Source organism: Malikia spinosa (assembly GCF_002980625.1).
In the GTDB taxonomy this organism is placed as follows: Bacteria; Pseudomonadota; Gammaproteobacteria; order Burkholderiales; family Burkholderiaceae_C; genus Malikia; species Malikia spinosa.
In genome coordinates this window covers 34,544-50,678 of record NZ_PVLR01000007.1, presented here as the reverse complement: position 1 = coordinate 50,678, position 16,135 = coordinate 34,544, and the positions used below count along the sequence as shown (strand labels likewise).

General features: G+C 67.3%; 12 protein-coding genes. 2 read left to right on the top strand and 10 right to left on the bottom strand.

Features of this window, described 5'->3' with window-relative positions:
* Nucleotides 1-7: 7 nt before the first annotated feature.
* From C6P61_RS02435 to C6P61_RS02410, 6 genes are all read right to left on the bottom strand, one after another.
* Nucleotides 8-991, bottom strand: coding sequence for a HupE/UreJ family protein (locus tag C6P61_RS02435; RefSeq protein ID WP_105728340.1), 984 nt, complete (start codon nt 989-991; stop codon nt 8-10).
* Nucleotides 988-1,806 carry a peptidyl-prolyl cis-trans isomerase gene (locus tag C6P61_RS02430; RefSeq protein ID WP_161126286.1) on the bottom strand — a complete coding sequence of 273 codons (819 nt, stop codon included), beginning with the start codon at nt 1,804-1,806 and terminating at the stop codon, nt 988-990. Before C6P61_RS02430 ends, C6P61_RS02435 begins: the two co-directional genes overlap by 4 nt.
* A gap of 77 nt (nt 1,807-1,883) precedes the next feature.
* Nucleotides 1,884-4,523, bottom strand: coding sequence for a fused MFS/spermidine synthase (locus tag C6P61_RS02425; RefSeq protein WP_105728338.1), 2,640 nt, complete (start codon nt 4,521-4,523; stop codon nt 1,884-1,886).
* 113 nt (nt 4,524-4,636) lie between these two features.
* Nucleotides 4,637-6,757, bottom strand: a complete 2,121-nt coding sequence (locus tag C6P61_RS02420; protein ID WP_105728337.1) for a hypothetical protein — start codon at nt 6,755-6,757, stop codon at nt 4,637-4,639.
* 35 nt (nt 6,758-6,792) lie between these two features.
* A complete protein-coding gene (locus C6P61_RS02415; RefSeq protein ID WP_105728336.1) occupies nt 6,793-7,299 on the bottom strand; it encodes a hypothetical protein in 507 nt (168 codons plus the stop codon).
* Between the two features lie 255 nt (nt 7,300-7,554).
* Complete coding sequence (locus tag C6P61_RS02410; RefSeq protein WP_202428269.1) at nt 7,555-8,811, bottom strand: diguanylate cyclase; 1,257 nt, start codon at nt 8,809-8,811, stop codon at nt 7,555-7,557.
* Nucleotides 8,812-9,058: 247 nt separating this feature from the next.
* Between C6P61_RS02410 and C6P61_RS02405 the strand changes: the two genes are divergently transcribed.
* Nucleotides 9,059-9,523 carry a DUF2703 domain-containing protein gene (locus C6P61_RS02405; protein WP_105728335.1) on the top strand — a complete coding sequence of 155 codons (465 nt, stop codon included), beginning with the start codon at nt 9,059-9,061 and terminating at the stop codon, nt 9,521-9,523.
* Between the two features lie 44 nt (nt 9,524-9,567).
* Nucleotides 9,568-10,668 carry a cation diffusion facilitator family transporter gene (locus tag C6P61_RS02400; RefSeq protein WP_105728334.1) on the top strand — a complete coding sequence of 367 codons (1,101 nt, stop codon included), beginning with the start codon at nt 9,568-9,570 and terminating at the stop codon, nt 10,666-10,668.
* Between the two features lie 55 nt (nt 10,669-10,723).
* On the opposite strand, the gene C6P61_RS02395 is transcribed toward C6P61_RS02400, so the two are convergent.
* The 4 genes from C6P61_RS02395 to arsH are packed head-to-tail and all read right to left on the bottom strand — an operon-like array spanning nt 10,724 to nt 16,072.
* A complete protein-coding gene (locus C6P61_RS02395) occupies nt 10,724-10,963 on the bottom strand; it encodes a thioredoxin family protein (RefSeq protein WP_105728333.1) in 240 nt (79 codons plus the stop codon).
* Between the two features lie 28 nt (nt 10,964-10,991).
* On the bottom strand, nt 10,992-12,437 hold the full coding sequence (locus C6P61_RS02390; RefSeq protein WP_105728332.1) for a permease: 1,446 nt from the start codon (nt 12,435-12,437) through the stop codon (nt 10,992-10,994).
* Between the two features lie 59 nt (nt 12,438-12,496).
* Nucleotides 12,497-15,328, bottom strand: a complete 2,832-nt coding sequence (locus tag C6P61_RS02385; RefSeq protein ID WP_244908739.1) for a cation-translocating P-type ATPase — start codon at nt 15,326-15,328, stop codon at nt 12,497-12,499.
* 33 nt (nt 15,329-15,361) lie between these two features.
* Nucleotides 15,362-16,072, bottom strand: coding sequence for an arsenical resistance protein ArsH (gene arsH / locus C6P61_RS18120; RefSeq protein ID WP_280524105.1), 711 nt, complete (start codon nt 16,070-16,072; stop codon nt 15,362-15,364).
* Nucleotides 16,073-16,135 lie beyond the last annotated feature (63 nt).

Sequence of the window (16,135 nt, the reverse complement as noted above, 5' to 3'; positions counted from 1 at the left end):
CTCCGGATCAGGAGATGATGGCGGCCAGCCGCGCGATCGACCAGTAGGCCGCGATGCTGCCGGTCGCATAGAGCAGCGGCTGCCTGAGCCGGCTGGCCCTCAGCCAACGGCCAGCCAGCAGCATCAGCAGCCAGCAGGCCAGCACGACCAGCAGCTGGCCGATCTCGACGCCCAGGTTGAAGGTCAGCAGCGCGACGCTGAAATGCTGCTCGGGCAGGCCGATCGCACGCAGGGCACCGGCAAAGCCCAGGCCGTGCACCAGCCCGAACAGGAAGGCCACCAGCGAGGGCCAGCGCCGGGCCAGGGTCTCGCGCTGGCGCAGCGCCTCGCCGCAGACCAGCAGGATCGACAAGGCGATCGAGGCCTCGACCGGCGCCGAGCGCAGCGTCAGCCAGCCCAGCGCGCTGGCGCCCAGGGTCAGGCTGTGCGCCACGGTGAAGGCGGTGATGGTCATGACCAGGCGACGCTGGAAACCGACCAGCATCAGCAGGCTGATCACGAACAGCAGGTGGTCGTAACCCGACAGGATATGCTGCACCCCGAGCACCGTGTAGGCCGAGGCAATCTCGCCGGCACCGCGCTCGTCCTTGGCACCGCCGAACAGTCGGGTCTGTGGCTGGTTCGAGGTCAGCGTGATGACCTGGCTCTCGCCGCTGCGCCAGTGCACGCGCAGCAGCACGGCCGAGTAGACCTTGCCCAAGCCCTCGACCTCGAGCTGGCCGTAGAGTCCCTGCGGACCGCAGCTGACGGACTGGTCCGAGGCCTCGCAGCCTTCGGGCCAGCGCAGCGACAGATCCTCGGCCACCGGGGTGACCTTGGCCGGCACGCCCCAGGCATAGAAATAGCTGCCGGTCGCCGACTCGCGCACCGTCAGCTCGGCAATGGTCATCTCGTGGGCCTGGGCCGGCGACAGTCCCAGAGCGGCACACAGCAACAGCAGGCAGCCCAGCAAGCGGGCCGCAAGATGCGAACGCAAGAAGCGGGCACTCATGACGGCAGGCTTTCCTGGCGGATCTGGTACTTCTTGCCCATTTCGCGGATCAGCTCCTTGGAGCGCTGCGAAGTCATCTCATCCTTCCAGTCCTGATAGAGCTTGACCTTGACCGCCTCGAAGTCGGCGGCGACGGCCGGCTTGAGGCTTTCGAGCCGGATCACGCGCGGCCCGTCGTTGCTGACCAGAACCTGCCATTGACCGGGCTTGAGCTGCTCGATCGCCTCGGTAAAGTCCTTGCCATAGCTCTGCAGCAGGTTGGAGCGCGGACGGTCACGGAACACGCGCAGGCTGCTCTCGATGCCGGGCTCGTCCTGGTTGCTGTTGAGTGCCACGGCAAAGCGCTGCAGGGCGTCGAGCTTGGTATCCGGCGGCACAGCGGCTTCCAGGAAATCGAAGCGGGCCGGGGTGTCGTAGCGCTCGCGGTTCGACTCGAACCAGGCCTTGAGACCGGCTTCATCGACTTCGGGCAGCACGATGCCAGCCTGGGTCACGCTCATGGCCTTGAAGATCACGCGGTCGCGGATGCCCGAGTCACCCCGGTCCAGCCCCAGTTGCAAGCCCTCGCGGTAGAGGATCTCGTTGTCGACCCAGCGGTCGAGCAGCACCTTGAGCTCTTCCGGCTTGGGTTCGCGCTTCATGCCGGCCTCGAAGATGGCCTTGGCTTCCTGCTGGACCTTGGCCGTCACGACGATGTCGCTGGCAGTTTCACTGCCGGCATTGCGCCATTGGTCGACGCCGAAAATGGCCGCGCCCAGGATCAGGAAATGCAGCAACGGCTCGCGCAACGCAGTCTGCAGTCGGATGGAATTCACTGATGTCGATTTCATTCAGGGACCGATGGGTGATGAGATTGGAAAACAGTCAAGAAGAAGCAAGAACCGGGCAGCGCTCAGCGCCGGATGGCCGCATCTGGTCGCTGGGGCTGCAGGCGCTCGAGCTGGCGCAGCAGTTCGTCCGCGCGGCCGGGATCGCGCGGGCGAATGGCGGCAGCAAGAGCGCGCAAGGGATCGGTAGCCGGCCGGAATTCGGGGCTGTCGCGCAGCAGGCCGAGCAGCGGTTGCTGCAGCCGGTCCAGCATCACGACCGGATCGGGATCGGGTGCGGTCGCCAGACCGAGCTCGAGGTAGCGCCGCCTCACGTCCCAGTAGCGCTGCAAGCGCTGCTCGAAGACCGGGTCGGCGGGCTGCAGCCATTCGCCAGGCTCGACGCTCCAGCTCGAAATCAGTTCGTGCAGGCGCTGGCGCGGCGTGCTGGCCGGGGCATAGGTGGCCCAGGGCGCGCGGTGCGTCACGAAGGGACGGTCATCGCTGTTGACCGCGGCGCCTTGGGCGAAACGCTGCAAGCTCTGACTGCCGGCCAGGGCCGAGCCAAGCAAGCCGAATTCGTCCTCGAGGCCGGCGCTGCTCAGCAGCTGGCGCAGTTCGGGCTGGGGCGGCGCCAGGCGGGCGCGCAAGGCATCAAGCTCGAAACGCGGCCTGCCCGGACTTGCCACCAGGCCGAGCACCGGGGTGTCGAGGCTGTTGCTGGCAAGCACCGCCTTGCCGTCGGGGAAGACCGCCAGGTAGGCCGCCACGATGCTGCGCAGGGTCTCGACATCCATCTGGTGCAAGGCCAGCCACTGGCAGAACAGGCCGCCGGGCGCCAGCCGGTCGCGCACGGCAGCGAAATGCTCGCGCGTGTAGAGCGCACCGGCACCGCTGCGCGCCGGATGGAACAGGTCGGCGATCACCACGTCATAGCGCTGCGGCGCCGCCAGCACATAACGGCGCGCATCGGCCGCCACCGCATGCACCCGCTCCAGTGCAGACGAACCGGACGACTGGCCGTTTTGCGCGCGGGCAAACAGCGGCGCGGCCTCGATCACCTCGGGCAGCAGCTCGACGCCATCGACCTGCAAGCCCGGATCGCGCGCCGCGACCTGCACCGTAAAGCCCGTGCCCAAGCCCAGGAAGAGCGCCCGCTGCGGCTTCGGATGCAGCTGCAGCGGCAGCAGGGCCAGGCGCCTCTCGATCGCGCCGCTGGCACTGCTGCCCTCCTGGACCCGGTTATTGATGTGCAGGCGCGCCACGCCCCGTCCGTCCTCGACCACGCTGACCGCTGCCATCACGCCATCGCGGTAACTCAGCACGCGGCCACCGGGCGGCAGATCGACAAAGCGCAACGGCGGGGTCAGCGCTGCCAGCAGCACCAGCAGGACCAGCGGCAACCAGAAGCCGCTGCCACGGCGCCAAAGACCGGGCATCAGCGCCAGGTAGCCGGCAGCGATCAGCAGCAAGGCGCCGCGCGCGCCCAGCAGCGGAATCAGCCCGACGCCGATCAGCCAGGGCGCCAGGGCGGCCGCTGCAGTGTTGACCGCCAGTGCGCCGCCCAGCGTCATCTGATTGGCACGCGCCAGATGGCAGAGCTGGGCAAAGACGATCCCCATGACCCAGGTCGGCGGCCCCATGGAGAAGGCTGCCGCCAGCGCCTCGCCGGCCAGCGCCGCAGCCGCGCCGGGACCGAACCAGCGCGCGGGCAGGAGCACGATCCGGTCGGCCGCCCACAGGCTGAGGCCACCGGCCAGCGTGGCCAGCACCAGCCAGCCGAGCAGGCGCGCCAGGCCAGCCTGGCCGGCGTCCAGTCGGCCCCGGGCCTGCTGGTGCCAGGCGGCCCCGGCGGCGGTGCCGAGCAGGTAGACCGCCAGCAGCAGCGCATAGCTGTAGACCGTGTTCTCGGTCACCTGGCTCAGCACCCGGACCGCGAGCACCTCGTAGCCAATGCCGAGCAAGCCCGATCCGGCCAACAGCAGCAGCAAATGCCGGCGGCTGATTTCCGCTGCGGCAACCCCGCCGGCCGAGGCCGGTGCCGCAGCCGCGGCCGGGGCGACGGCCATGCGCTGGCCCCGGTTCAGCGCCAGCGCAGACAGGCCACAGAGCAGGTTGAGCGCCGCACAGGCCAGCGCCGTGGCCTGCAGGCCCAGCTGCGGAATGGCGACGAAGACGACGCCCAGCGTGCCGAGCACGGCACCCAGGGTATTGGCTGAATAGAGGGCGCTCAGCAGCGAGGATCCAGCACCGCGCCAGCAGCGCTCGAGCGCCGGCAAGGTCGCGCCCATGGCCGCCGTGACCGGCAGCAGCAACAGCAAGGGCAGGAAGAAGGCCAGGCCCCAATGGCGCCAGGCCGAGGGCTCGGCGCCGATCAGCTGGCCCAGACCAGGCGTCAGCACCGGCAGCAGCAGGCTCAAGCCCAGACCCCAGCCCGCGATCAGCAGCTCCAGGCCGCCATACCAGAGCGCCGGCCGGGCCGAACGCTCGATGACCCGGCGCAGGGCCCAGGCCCCGATGGCCAGACCGCCAAAGAAAGCCCCCAGCACCGCCAGCACCGCCACGATCTCGTGGCCCAGGCTGTTGGACAACTGCTGGGTCCAGATGAACTGCCAGGCCAGGCCGCAGGCGCCCGACGCCAGGGCCAGCAGCAGGCCGGCCAGCTGCCTGCCACCGATACGGTCCGCCGGCAACGCAACACGGGAAACGCCCGCAAGACTAGTCATGAATGCAACAAGAAAAGGGAAGACCGGCGCCAAGCGCCGGTCGGGTCAAATCGGCCGGACCCGGCCATCAGGCCGGATCCGGTCGCCAGGGCTGGCCCGGCGCTCAAATGGACTTACTTGACGCCCGCGACCTTGACGCCGTTGATCACCTCGACGAAGACCGGGTTGCTGTAGAACCACAGGTCGGACCAGGCAGCGACGTCGAAGCTCGAATACTTGACGCCAGCGACCGTGCGCATGTGCGGCGGGCAGGCGGCGTCAGCACAGGCGATGTTGCCCTTGACGGTCTGGTCGACCGGGCTGGCCTCCCAGTCGGACAGCGGGTTGCCCTGTGCATCGGTCTCGAACGGGGTGGCGGCCGGCAGGTTGGTGCCGCGCAGGCGCATGTACTGCGACGCCTTGACTGCCGGGACACGGTAGCTCATGGTGCGCACGCCGTCGTTGCCTGCGGTCCAGTTGGTCTTGTTGAAGACCTTCAGGATCTTGGCCGACTTGTTGCTGGCGGCTTCAGAACCGATCGGGCCGGCGTAGCGTGCCGTGTCGGCGGGCGAGACATAACCGGTCACCAGGCCGCCGATCAGGTCGACGTGGTCGAGTTCCGGCTTGTCCAGCGGCTGGGTGACGCCGATCTGCTTGAGCGAGGGGTTCGGGAAGCTGTAGGGCGAGTTGTTCTTGCCCTGCGGGTCGCGCACCGCCACGGCCACGATCAGGTCGGCACCCGGACGGGCCAACAGCTTTTCACCCATGGTGGCGCAACCATCGATGCGCACTTCGCCCTTGTTGGCGACGGCGTTGGCGGCAGCCTTCTCGATCAGTGCCTGGTTGGCCTTGATCGGCAGACCCGGGTTGGCGGTGCAGACCACGAAGGACAGGCGGTCGATCACGTCGCCGTTGGCCACATAGCTGTTGCCGCTGCGCAGGCCGTCGATGATGCCTTCGGCCGTCAGGTCGCCCTTGCCCTTGCGCACCATGACATGGTCCTTGGTGTACTCGCCCGGGAAGAAGTCCGAGTTGGTTTCGCGCTGATCGGCACCGAAGCTGCCACGGTTGTGATAGTCGGAGCTGGCGAAGAAGAACCAGTTGCGACCTTCACCGAGCAGGGCATCCCAGACGCCGCCGATCAGGCCGGCATAGGCGCCGGAGCCACCGAAGGTGCCGCCACCGGCTGCGCCGGTGCCATAACCGCCACGGTCTTCCTGCGCCTGGTGGCCAGGCATGGACTCGAAACCAAAGGCGATGCGCGGCGCTGCGTTGTTGAAGTTGCGCAGATGCTCGATGTTGAAGCCGCGGTTGGCCGTCGGGTTGTAGACGCCAGCGCGCTCAAGGTGGGCCGGCACGTAGAAGCTGGTGTTGGGCGCCTTCTCGTTCATCCACTTGACGGCCTCGACCGACTTGATGTGGCCGAGGTCGGGGTTGGCCGCGCTGTTGCCGCCACCCAGGTTGCCTGCCTTGGCGATCTTCCTGGAGACCGGATCGATCAGGCTGTTGTTCGGGCTGCCGCTGACCGAGCAATCCCACTGGTTCTCGGCACCGCGGCTGGTGTCGGTGTCGCTGCGGTCGAAGCAGTACTCGAACTGGGCCATCAGGTTGGCGTTGCCGGCACCGGTCTTGGGCCAGGGCAGCTGGCCGGTCAGGATGGTGGTCGAGGTGTGCTCGTGGCCCGGGTTGTTGGTCTCGAGGCCGATCCAGACCGGCTTGTTGTGCTTGCGGCTCTCGGCTTCCAGCACCGGGTACTGGAATTCCTTGATTTCCTGCCAGCGCCACATGCGCTTCGGGTTCGCGGTGCCATCGCCCTTGATGTCGGCGACGCCGTTGGGCAAGGTGCTCTGCCAGCTCATGTTGGGTCCCTTGCCGGTGCTGGCCGGCTGGCCACCTGCGGGATAGGTCACCGTGCCGCCGTAGGGGCCGGTCGAGTTGCTGCTCAGGCCCAGGGCCGGGGCCACCGGCTCGAACGGGTCTTCGCGCAGGGTGCAGTTGCGCGCGCTGCTGCCGCCGTGGTCGGCCTGGACGAACCAGTCCAGGCTGTAGGCATTGACCGAACGGTCGACCAGCCGCTGCAGCGACAGGGCGCCGTCGGAGCAGGTGGTGTGGTTGTGGAAGTCGCCCGAGACATAGGTGCCAGCCGGCTTGGTGGCGGCCTTCTCGGCGGCAACGGCGGGAACAATGACGCTCATGGCCGCGCACAGGGCGGCAGCAGCCAGGGCAACGTCGCGCAGGGTATTCTGATTAGACATGGCTAGGTTTTTCAGGATGAAGGGGTGGACGGGTCTCAGCTCTTGCTCTGGTCGCCCAGCAGGCGGACCTTGCCGTCGGCGTCCTGGCGGACCTGGGTCGTGAAGTTCACTTCGGTCACGGCGCTGGCGTCGGCACCGGTCGGATCGGCGTCGCTGTTGCTCAGCGTGCCGGTCAGGGTGCAGATCTTGGTGACGGCGTCGCAGTTGCCGATGCTGGCCTTGCTGAGCTTGGCCATCGGGAAGGCGGGAAAGACAAAGTCAGGCGAAGTCTGCGAAACGGTGATCTCGCTGTCGAGGGCAGCCACGACGTCAGCCTTGGTCATGCCGCTGTCGGTGTAGCCGGCATCGAACAGATCGCGGAACTTGCTGCTGACCAGACCGGCATAGCTGCCGAGCGTGTCGAGGCCGGAGGTGTAGGCACTGATGAAGCTCGATTGCGCGTCGGCATCGCTGGCGACATCGTCGTCGCCGCTACCGCAGGCAGCGAGCAGGGAAATCAGGCTGCCGGCAATGGCGAGCTTGAGGAACTTGGGTGCGTTCATAAACCTTGACTCCGTGGAATAGAGGGACATCGGCAATTTCGATCCGAGCCCTGCAGCCGGCTCGAAAAGGGACAAAAAGCTTTTTGACTTGCGCGAATGTATGGGTCAGGCGTGTAACTTTCGTGAACTTTGTGAACTTTCGCCGTTGGCGATGCTCAAAGCTCCCTCGGTGCGGATTGCGCTCTCATGACTGGCCGCGGCTCCCGCCAGGAGCATCCGGTGCCGGCCCTGCCGCCGGCTGGCACGCCGCTCAAGCTAGACGGACCTGACGCAGTTGCGGCCCGCAGTTTTCGCCAGGTACAGCGCCGCGTCCGCCCTGGAGACGATCTCACTGGCGCTGTCGCCCGGGCCAAAGCAGGTCACGCCGAAGCTGGCGCTTTGCCGCTCCACGACCGGGAAGGGATGATCCTGGATGATCTGGCGCAGGGTTTCGGCCAGCTTGGCTGCACCGGCGCCATCGGTGTCCGAACAGATGATCAGGAACTCCTCGCCACCCCAGCGGCCGACAAAATCGGTGGCGCGCGTGCCGGCGCGCAGCAATTGCGCCAGGTCTACCAGCACCAGGTCGCCGGTCGGATGACCATGCTGGTCGTTGATCCGCTTGAAATGATCGATGTCGATCAGGATCACGCTGAAGCAATGACCGGATCGGATCGCGCGCAGGATCTCGGCCTCCAGCACCATGTCCAGCTTCAGGCGGTTGTGCAAGCCAGTCAGGCGGTCCGTGATGGACAGGCGCTCGAGTTCGCGGTTCAGCGCGCGCAGCTTCCTGATCCAGAACAGGCTGACCAGCAGGATCAGGGCGCTACCGGCCAGGATTCTCCAGACCAGCCGGTAATCGAAGCCCTGCTGAACCTGGATCACGACATGCCGGTTCGATATCGCCTCGCGGTCCTCCGGCGTCAGGGTCTTGACGCCCTGGTCCAGGATGTCACGCAGGACCCTGTCGTGCTTGACCACGCCGATGCGCAGCTGGTTGGTGAATTCAGGCACATGGCCCGCGATCTTCAGGTTGAACAGGCCTTCCTTCTTGATCGCATAGGCCGCCACGATCAGCGAGCGGATGGTCAGGTCTGCCTGGCGCTCGGAGACCAGCTTGACGGATTCAGACTCGCTGCCGGTCAGGATCGGCCTCAGGTTCGGATATTCGCGCCGGATGCGCTCCTCGACCATGGTGCCGCGCGGCAAGGCCACCGACTCGCCCGACAGCCCCTTGAGATCGCCGATGTAGCGGTGCTCTTCGCGGGTGATGATGACATTCGGATCGAAGAAGATGGCGGAGGTGAAGATCAGCCATTGCTCGCGCTCCGGCGTCTGGTTGAGAAAGCTCATGATCTGGCAGACACCGGCCTTCGATGCCTCCAGGCTTTCCTGCCAGGTGCTGACCGGATGCAATTCGATCTTGAGCCCGACGCGCTGTGCGACCAACTGGATCAGGTCGGCGGCGATGCCCTCATGCCGGCCCGCCCCGTTGATGCGCTCGAACGGCATCCAGTCGGGATCCACGCACATGCGGATGGTTCCTGCCTGAGCCAGATAGGCTTTTTGCTGTGCCGTGAGGCCGATCCCTGGCGCGGCTTCAGCCGAGACAGCCAGAATGGGAAACCAGACGAAGAGACAGACGAGAACTGTTCTGATCACAGCGGTCAGGGAGAATCTTTTATGACGGAATCTTGATCCGCAGCTGAAAAATATCCTAATGTAGCCTATTGTTGAAATCGAAAATTTGAACCTGTCGCTTTGTGCAAAGGAGAATCCGATGAAAACCCTGTCCATCGTCTGGCAACGCCTGGTCAACGACCAGGGCAAGACCTGTCCCCGCTGCAAAGGCACGGGTGACGCCGTCCGGCATGCGGTCGAACGGCTCGACAGCGTGCTCAAGCCGCTGGGCGTGCAGCCGGTGCTCGAGTGCCGCGAGCTCGCCCCCACGGCGTTCCGGGACCAGCCGTCGGAGTCGAACCGGATCTGGGTCGACGGCCAGCCGCTCGAAGCCTGGCTCGATGGTCAGGCCGGCGCCAGCCGCTGCTGCGACGAATGCGGCGACCAGGACTGCCGCACGCTCGAACTCGAAGGCCGGTCCTACGAAGTGATCCCCGAGGAACTGCTGGTGCGGGCCGGACTCAAGGCCGGCATCCGCCTGCTGGAGCCGGAGCCCGGCAGCCAGGCCGCTGCCGGCAGCGGCAAGCCCGCGAGCGGCTGCGGTTCTGGCGGCTGCTGCTACTGAAGAAAAACTGCGACCACCGCGCCAGCAACGGCGGCAACCCAGCCATGAGCCATCCCCATTCCGAACCTCACTCGCCTCACGCTGGTCATGGTCATGGTCATGGTCATGGTCATGGTCATGGTCATGGTCATGGTCATGGTCATGGTCATGGTCATGGCCATGGCCACGGACAGGGGCATCAGCACGCCCATGCTCCGGCCAGCTTCGACCAGGCGTTTGCCATCGGCATCGGCCTGAACATCGTCTTCGTGGCCATCGAAGCGTTCTACGGCTGGAAAATCAATTCGCTGGCCTTGCTGGCCGATGCCGGCCACAACCTGAGCGATGTCGCGGGCCTGGTGCTGGCCTGGGGCGGTGCACTGGCCGGCAGGCTCAGACCCGACCCGCGCCACACCTATGGCTGGAAGAAGGGCAGCATCCTGGCAGCGTTTGCCAACGCCTTGCTGCTGCTGATGGCGATGGGGGCGCTGGTCTGGGAGGCCGTGGGGCGACTGATGTCGCCTGACCTGCTGCTCGGCAATGAGGGCGTGACGATCATGGCGGTGGCCGGTGTCGGCATCGTGATCAACAGCGCGACCGCCCTGCTGTTCATGCGCGGGCGCGAGAAGGATCTGAACATCCGGGGCGCTTTCCTGCACATGGCAGCCGATGCCCTGGTGTCGCTGGGAGTGGTCATAGCGGGCGCGCTCACCTTGTGGATGGGCTGGAACTGGCTCGACCCGGTGGTCAGCCTGCTGATTGCCGTCGTGATCCTCTGGGGCACCTGGAGCCTGTTCCGGCAATCCCTGCATCTGCTGTTTGACGGCGTGCCGGACCGCGTGGACCCGCAGGCGGTGCACGACTACCTGGCGAGCCTGCCGGGCATCAGCCGGGTCCATGACCTGCACATCTGGGCCATCGACACCTCGCGGGTGGCCCTGACAGCGCAGCTGGTGATGCCCAGCGGACAGGCCGACGATGCATTCCTGCAAGAGGCCACCGGGCAACTGCATGAGCGCTTCGAGATCACTCACGCCACCTTGCAAGTGGTGAATGCGCCGTTTACCCAGCCCTGTGGTGACTGGCAGGCCGGACCTGACAGACGCCACCCTCCTCTGCATCGTTCACGGGATGGCTACGGGCACGATCATGGGCATCACCACTGAACGGCTACGCACCAGCCCTGGCGACTGCACAGCAACTGGGGCCAGCGCTATTGGCTCAGGCGCCGGCCAGCCAGCCCTGCACCTCGGCCACGGTCGGGATGCGGCCGCTGCTGACCAGCCTCTCGTTGAGCACCAGGCCCGGCGTCGACAGCAGGTCGTAGGCCATGATGGCCTGCATGTCGGTGACCTTGATGAAGTCGGCTTCGAGGCCGGCCTGGCTGGCGGCCTCGCGCGCGACGGCTTCGAGCTTCTTGCAGTTGGCGCAACCGGAGCCGAGGATCTTGACAGTCAGCATGGTGGTTTCCTTCGATGGGTTAAGTGATTCAAGCGGCGGCTGCCCGGCGCTGGCGCTGCCTGAGCCAGGCCAGACCGGCAGCCAGGACGGCAATGAACAGGCCGAGTGCCAGGCTCAGCGGCAGCCAGCCCAGGCCATCGACCCAGGCGCCGTACAACAGGCCGGCACAGATGCTGAACAGCGCCACCAGGCCGACATAGGCAGCAGTCTTCTGGCGCCCGATCACGGCCGCGACCATCAGCATGCTCTGCAGGCTGAGCTCGGGGTCGGCCATCAGGTAGGCCAGCAGCGGGCCCGGATGCATGCCGAGGTCGAGGAACATGCGCGCCACCGGCACCTCGACCAGGGTCGGGAAATACATGAAGACGCCAAAGAACACCGCCACCGCATTGGCCTGCAGCGTGTTGCTGCCAGCCAGCGACTCGATCCATTCCGGCTTGATGAGCTGGCGCACCATGCCGACGATGAAGACCCCGACCACCAGCAACAGGAAGATCTGCTTGACGAAGCGCCAGGACTCCCAGAGCCAGGCCTGGCGGTCGTCAGCATCGAGCTGGCGCGCGAAATGCCAGCAGGCCCAGAGCGCAGCCGCCACCGCGATCACACGGCCGGTCAGCCCGACTTCGAGCCCGCCAGCCACTGGCGTCAGACGCAGCGCGGCGACCAGCAGCGTGGTCGCGGCCAGGCCCAGCGTGATCCAGGTCCAGCGGTTCGGGCCCTCGATGATGTTCTCGAGCCCCTTCCAGGCGGTGGCGGCGATCAGCAGCAACAGCGCGATCAGTACCGAGCCCTGCAAGCTCACGCCCTCCTCGCCTTTTGCCGCATCGAACGGCACCCAGCCGAACAAGGTCGCCTGCCAGTCAGCGGCCCAAGGCAGCGGCAGGCGCAAGCTGGCAAAGGTCTCGGTCAGCGGCCAGAGCTTGAGCGTGCCGGCAATCAGCACCGCCACCAGCGACAGCAGCAGTCGGGTCGCCGCCGGGCCGACGCTGGCCTGCTCGGCGAACAAGTTGTCGGTCTGGGCGTCGTGACTGGCGTCATCTTTCCAGAACAGCAGCGCCATCAGCAGCCCGATGCCGATGCCGAACAGCAGGCAGAACAGGACCCGGGCTGCGGCGAACTCCGGCCCCAGGATGCTGCCGGTATAGGCCAGCGCCATGATGTTGCCGGCCGGCGCGAAGAACAGGAAGGTGATGGCCGGCCCGATGCCGGCGCCCTTGCGGTAGATACCGGCAAACAGCGGCACGATGGTGCAGGAGCAGACCGCCAGCAGCGAGCCCGCCGCAGCGGCAGCCGGATAGGAGACATGGGCCGGCGTGCTGCGCCCGAGCCAGCGCGTGATGCTGGCCTTGGGGATCAGCGCCGCCATCGCGCCGGCAATGAAGAAGGCCGGCAGCAGGCACAGCAGCACATGCGCGGCCAGATAGGCCGCCAAGCTGCCGGCGCCGCCATGGAGCAATTTCAGCACGAGATCCATCTTGGCCCTCCCCGGCTCAGTTTTTCATTCTAGACAGGATCGATTCAATCCGGGCGGTTTCAGCGGCTGCGTCCGGCATCCTGGCGCCGCAGCCAGAGCTTGCGCAGCTCGCTGAACCACAGCACGGAGCTGCCCATCGCGACGCACAGGCCCCATTGCCCCAGCGTCAGCGGCCGGGTGCCGAACGCCAGGTTCAGCCACTGCCATTGCACCACCGCCAGCTGCAAGGCCACGCCCAGCGCCACGGCAGCCCAGAGCAGGCGGTTGTCGAACAGGCCACGCCAGGCGCTGACCGACTCGGAGCGGGCATTGAAGGTGTTGAACAGCTGGGCGAACACCAGCACCGTGAAGGCCGCCGTGCGCGCCGTTTCGAGCGATTGGCTGCCTTCGATCATGCCGCCGGGCAGCAGCAGGTCGAGCGTGAGCAGGGTAGCCAGCGCCATCACCAGTCCGGTCTGCAGCACGCCCGACCACATGCGCGCGTCGATGATGCGCTCGTCCGGGCGGCGCGGCCGGCGCTGCATCACGTCGGCGCCGTGCGGGTCGACCCCCATCGCCAGCGCCGGACCGGAATCGGTGACCAGGTTGATCCACAGGATCTGCGTCGCCAGCAACGGCAGCACCACGGCGCCGCTGGCGTCGATCAGCCCGAGCGCGCGGGCACCGAGCACGCCCAGGAACACTGTCAGCACCTCGCCCATGTTGGACGACAGCAGGTAGCGCAGGAACTTGCGGATGTTGTCGAGGATGCCGCGCCCCTCGCGCACCGCCGCGACGATGGTGGCGAAGTTATCGTCGGCCAGGATCATCTTGCCGGCCTCCTTGGTGACCTCGGTGCCGGTGATGCCCATCGCCACGCCGATGTCGGCCGACTTGAGCGCCGGCGCGTCGTTGACGCCGTCGCCGGTCATCGCGACCACATGGCCCTGCGCCTGCAGCGCATCGACGATGCGCAGCTTGTGCGACGGATCGACCCGGGCATAGACCGAGGTCGATCGCACCGCCTCGGCCAGCCCGGCCTCGTCGAGTGCGTCGAGCTCGACCCCGGTCAGCGCGCTGGCACCGGCCTCGATGATGCCGAGGTCGGACGCGATGCGCGCAGCCGTGCGCGGGTGGTCGCCGGTGATCATGATGATCCGGATGCCGGCGCGCTGCGCCTCCTGGATCGCGACCGCCGCCTCGGCGCGCGGCGGGTCGATGATGCCGACCGTGCCGACGAAGATCAGCTCGCGCTCGAGCGCCGCGCCGGCCTGTTCGTCTTCGTCCGCTGCCAGCGGCCGATAGGCCACCGACAGGGTGCGCAATGCGGCATCGGACAGCTCGTCGACATCGGCCAGCGCGCGGGCGCGGATGGCCTCGCTCATCGGCACCACATCCATGCCGACCCGGGCCGCGCTGCACAGCTGCAGCAGCACATCGGGCGCGCCCTTGACGATGATGACGCGCTGGTCCTCGTGCTCGTGGTCGATCGCCAGCACCGCCATCCGCTTGCGCTCGGAAGTGAACGGGATCTCGGCAATGCGCTCGAAGCGCTCGCGCCGGCGCTCGTGCACGCCCAGCTTGCGCTCGGCGACCAGGAAGGCAGCTTCGGTCGGGTCGCCCTGGATCACCCAGGAACCGTCTTCCTGCTGGCGCAGGTCGGCATTGCCGGCCAGGCTGCCGCCGCTGAGCATCAGCACCAGTTCGCTGTGCAGGGGGCCCGGCTCGACCAACCGGCCCTGGTGCCGGATGTCGCCGACCGGCTCGTAGCCCACGCCCTCGGGGCAGCTGCAGCCGGAAGCCGTCATGACGCGCTCGATCGCCATCTCGGAACGGGTCAGGGTGCCGGTCTTGTCGGTGCAGATCACCGAAGCCGAGCCCAGGGTCTCGACCGATGACAGCTTCTTGACGATGGCCGACCGGCTTGCCATGCGCTGGACCCCGATCGCCAGCACCAGCGACAGGATGGCGGGCAGGCCCTCAGGCACCGCCGCCACCGCCAGCGACACCCCCAGCAACAGCACCGCCTCGACATCGGCCAGGCTGCGGATCTCGGTCATCAGCAGCACCGTGACCACCACCACCACGGCGATCAGCAGCACGGCGCGCCCGAGCATGACGCCGATCTGGCGCACTTCCTTCTGCAGCGGCGTCGCCTCCTCGGGTGTGGTGGCGAGCAGATGGGCAATGCGGCCCATCTCGGTGTTCATGCCAGTGGCGGTGACCAGCGCCAGTCCGGTGCCCTGGACCACCGCCGTGCCCTTGAACACCATGTTGGCGCGTTCGGCCAGGGGGGTGTCCGGCGCCAGCTGGGCCGCGTCCTTCAGCACGGCTTCGCTCTCGCCGGTCAGCGAGGCCTCCTGCACGCGCAGCGCATTGGCCTGCAGCAGCCGCGCATCGGCGCCGATGCGGTCGCCTTCGGACAGCTGCAGCAGATCGCCCGGCACCAGTTCGGCGCTCGGCACCCGCAGCGGCACGCCGTCGCGCAGCACGGCCGAGGTGACGGCGGTCAGCCGGGCCAGGGCGGCGGCGGCGCGCTGCGACTTGACCTCCTGCAGGAAGCCGAGCAGCGCATTGAGCAGCACGATGACCCCGATCACCAGCGCGTCGATCGGCCAGCCGCTTGCGCCCTCCACGCCCCACAGCAGCAGCGTGATGCCGACTGCCGCCAGCAGCAGATAGACCAGCGGATCATGGAACTGCGACAGCAGATGGCGCCAGGCCGGCACGGCCGCGTCCACCCGCAACTCGTTGCGGCCGAAGCGCTCGAGGCGCTGGCGGACCTGCGCCGCGCCCAGCCCGCACTCAAGTTCGACGCCCAGCCGGTCCGCCAGCGGCTTGGGCTGCTGGCTCCAGGCGGCCGGCACCAGCTCGGCATCCGGCGCCGCTATCGCCATCGGTGGCTGTGACATCGAGTTTCCCCCTGGTTCGTGAACGATCCGGCCTCAGAGCGCCGGCTGGTTGACGCGCTGCATCAGCGCCGCGGCGCTTTCCTTGCGCTCGCTGTAGCGGTCGACCAGATAGGGTGCCACATCGCGCGTCAGCAGGGTGAACTTGACCAGTTCCTCCAGCACGTCGACGACCCGGTCATGGTAGCTCGACGGCTTCATGCGGTTGTTCTCGTCGAACTCGAGGAAGGCCTTGGCGACCGAGGACTGGTTCGGGATCGTGAGCATGCGCATCCAGCGACCGAGCACCCGCATCTGATTCACGGCATTGAAGGACTGGCTGCCACCGCAGACCTGCATGACTGCCAGCGTCTTGCCCTGGGTCGGACGGATCGCGCCCTGGCTCAGGGGAATCCAGTCGATCTGCGCCTTCATGATGCCGGTCATGGCGCCATGGCGCTCGGGCGAGCACCAGACCATGCCCTCGCACCACTGGGTCAGCTCGCGCAGCTCCTGGACCTTGGGATGGCTGTCGGGCGCGTCGTCGGGCAGCGGCAGCCCGCTCGGGTTGAAGATCCGGGTCTCGGCGCCCATGGCCTGCAGCAGTCGCGCGGCCTCCTCAACCAGCAGCCGGCTGAAGGAGCGCTGACGCAGCGAACCGTAGAGCAGCAGCAGGCGCGGCGCATGGGTGGAAGGCTGCGAGGGCCGCAGCAGCTGCGGGTCGGGGACCTGGAAATGCTCGGGCGCCAGCTGCGGCAGATCCGCCAGCGGCTGGACTGCCGGCAGGGCAGAAGGCAGGATGCGGCGCCCGTCGGCGTCGATCACGGCTTC